Genomic DNA, 2,599 nt, shown 5'->3' with positions numbered 1-2,599 from the left:
CCCCAAGGGGGTACGGGCCGCAGCCGACGATCAGTCACTCAAGACAGGCAGGGCACCGAATCAGGCACCCGGCCCCGAATCAGGCACCGGACACCGGATCAGGCACCCGGCCCGAATCAGGCGCCCAGCCCCGACAGGAGCTCGCGCGCCAGCTTCGCGGTCTCGGTCGGGGTCTTGCCGACCTTGACACCGGCGGCCTCCAGGGCCTCCTTCTTCGCCTGGGCGGTGCCGGACGAACCGGAGACGATGGCGCCGGCGTGGCCCATGGTCTTGCCCTCGGGGGCGGTGAAGCCCGCGACGTAGCCGACGACCGGCTTGGTGACGTTGGCCTTGATGAAGTCGGCCGCACGCTCCTCGGCGTCGCCACCGATCTCACCGATCATCACGATCAGGTCGGTCTCCGGGTCGGCCTCGAAGGCCGCCAGGGCGTCGATGTGGGTGGTGCCGATGACCGGGTCGCCACCGATGCCGACGCAGGACGAGAAGCCCAGGTCACGCAGCTCGTACATCATCTGGTAGGTCAGCGTGCCGGACTTCGACACGAGACCGATGCGGCCGGGCTTGGTGATGTCGCCCGGGATGATGCCGGCGTTGGACTGACCGGGGGTGATCAGGCCGGGGCAGTTCGGGCCGATGATCCGGGTCTTGTTGCCCTTGGCCGAGGCGTACGCCCAGAAGGCGGCGGAGTCGTGCACCGCGATGCCCTCGGTGATGACGACGGCCAGCGGGATCTCGGCGTCGATGGCCTCGACGACGGCGGCCTTGGCGAAGGCCGGCGGCACGAAGAGGACGGAGACGTTGGCGCCCGTCTTCTCCATCGCCTCGGCGACGGAGCCGAAGACCGGGACCTCGGTGCCGTCGAAGTCGACGGTCGTGCCGGCCTTGCGCGGGTTCACGCCACCGACGATGTTGGTGCCGTCACCCAGCATGAGCTTGGTGTGCTTCATGCCCGTGGCACCGGTCATGCCCTGGACGATGACCTTGCTGTCCTTGTTGAGGAAGATAGCCATGTGAGTCTGTGACCTCGTCCCTTACTTCGCAGCAGCCGCAGCGAGCTCGGCGGCCTTGTCGGCCGCGCCGTCCATGGTGTCCACGCGCTGGACCAGCGGGTGGTTGGCGTCCGACAGGATCTTGCGACCCAGCTCCGCGTTGTTGCCGTCGAGACGGACGACGAGCGGCTTGGTGACCGCCTCGCCCTTCTCCTCCAGCAGGGCCAGCGCCTGGACGATGCCGTTGGCGACCTCGTCGCACGCGGTGATGCCACCGAAGACGTTGACGAAGACCGACTTGACGTCCGGGTCGCCGAGGATGATCTCGAGACCGTTGGCCATGACGGCGGCGGAGGCGCCGCCACCGATGTCGAGGAAGTTGGCGGGCTTGACGCCACCGTGGTTCTCACCGGCGTACGCGACGACGTCGAGGGTGCTCATGACGAGACCCGCGCCGTTGCCGATGATGCCGACCTCGCCCTCGAGCTTGACGTAGTTGAGGTTCTTCGCCTTGGCGGCGGCCTCGAGGGGGTTCGCGGCCGCGTGGTCCACGAACTCCTCGTGGCCCGGCTGGCGGAACTCGGCGTTCTCGTCCAGGGAGACCTTGCCGTCGAGGGCGATGACGTCACCGGACGCGACCTTGGCCAGCGGGTTGACCTCGACGAGGAGCGCGTCCTCGGCGACGAAGGTGTCCCACAGGGTGACCATGACCTCGGCGACCTTCTCGGCGACCTCGGCCGGGAACTGCGCCTGGGCGACGATCTCGCGGGCCTTCTCGATCGTCACGCCCTCGTTGGCGTTGACCGGGACCTTGGCGAGCTTCTCGGGGGTCGTCGCGGCGACCTCCTCGATGTCCATGCCGCCCGCGACCGAGGCCATGGCCAGGAAGGTGCGGTTGGTGCGGTCCAGCAGGTAGGAGACGTAGTACTCCTCGACGATCTCCGGAGCGGTCTCCGCGATCATCACCTTGTGGACCGTGTGGCCCTTGATGTCCATGCCCAGGATGTCCGTCGCGCGGGCGACGGCCTCGTCCGGGGTGGCGGCGAGCTTGACGCCGCCGGCCTTGCCGCGGCCGCCGACCTTCACCTGCGCCTTGACGACCGACTTGCCGCCCAGGCGCTCCGTCGCCGCGCGCGCCGCCTCAGGCGTGTCGATGACTTCACCGGCCAGCACCGGTACACCGTGCTTGGCGAAGAGGTCCCTCGCCTGGTACTCGAACAGGTCCACGCGCGTCCGTCCCTTGTCTTTTTAAGATTCGCAGTGATCGCGGTTGTCTGCGTGGGCGTGCCGCGAGGGCAACGTGACGGCGCTGTCACAAGGGGAGCGCACACGGTGACCGTGGACGCGGCATGTCCGTCCGGCAGGTTATCTCCGTGGGACGTAGGTCCCTAAATCGCACGTCACACCGGAGCGGTGATTCGCCTCACAGATCGCCTCACCCATGAGCTGCGAGTTCGTGCGATCTCACCATTTACGAGGGCCGATCGGGCCCACTCAAGCCTACGTACGAGTCCCGGGGGCGCAACCGCCGACGGAACGCCGCACGGAACCGCCGCCCCCCGAACCGCAGCCACTCCCCTGCCTCCCCTCTCTCCCCCGAACCGGCGTCC

The 2,599-nt window shown here is 68.3% G+C and carries 2 protein-coding genes; both read right to left on the bottom strand.

Annotation, left to right across the window (positions count from 1 at the left end; translation table 11 throughout):
• Nucleotides 1–116: 116 nt before the first annotated feature.
• Nucleotides 117–1,010 carry a succinate--CoA ligase subunit alpha gene (gene sucD, locus IF43_RS0135345; RefSeq protein WP_030211003.1) on the bottom strand — a complete coding sequence of 298 codons (894 nt, stop codon included), beginning with the start codon at nt 1,008–1,010 and terminating at the stop codon, nt 117–119.
• Nucleotides 1,011–1,031: 21 nt separating this feature from the next.
• The gene (sucC, locus tag IF43_RS0135340) at nt 1,032–2,216 is read right to left on the bottom strand and encodes an ADP-forming succinate--CoA ligase subunit beta (protein ID WP_030211000.1); all 1,185 of its coding nucleotides are present in this window, start codon (nt 2,214–2,216) and stop codon (nt 1,032–1,034) included.
• Between the last annotated feature and the right edge of the window lie 383 nt (nt 2,217–2,599).

It is taken from the genome of Streptomyces sp. NRRL S-87, assembly GCF_000719335.1.
In the GTDB taxonomy this organism is placed as follows: Bacteria; Actinomycetota; Actinomycetes; order Streptomycetales; family Streptomycetaceae; genus Streptomyces.
This window is presented reverse-complemented; position numbering and strand designations above follow the sequence as displayed.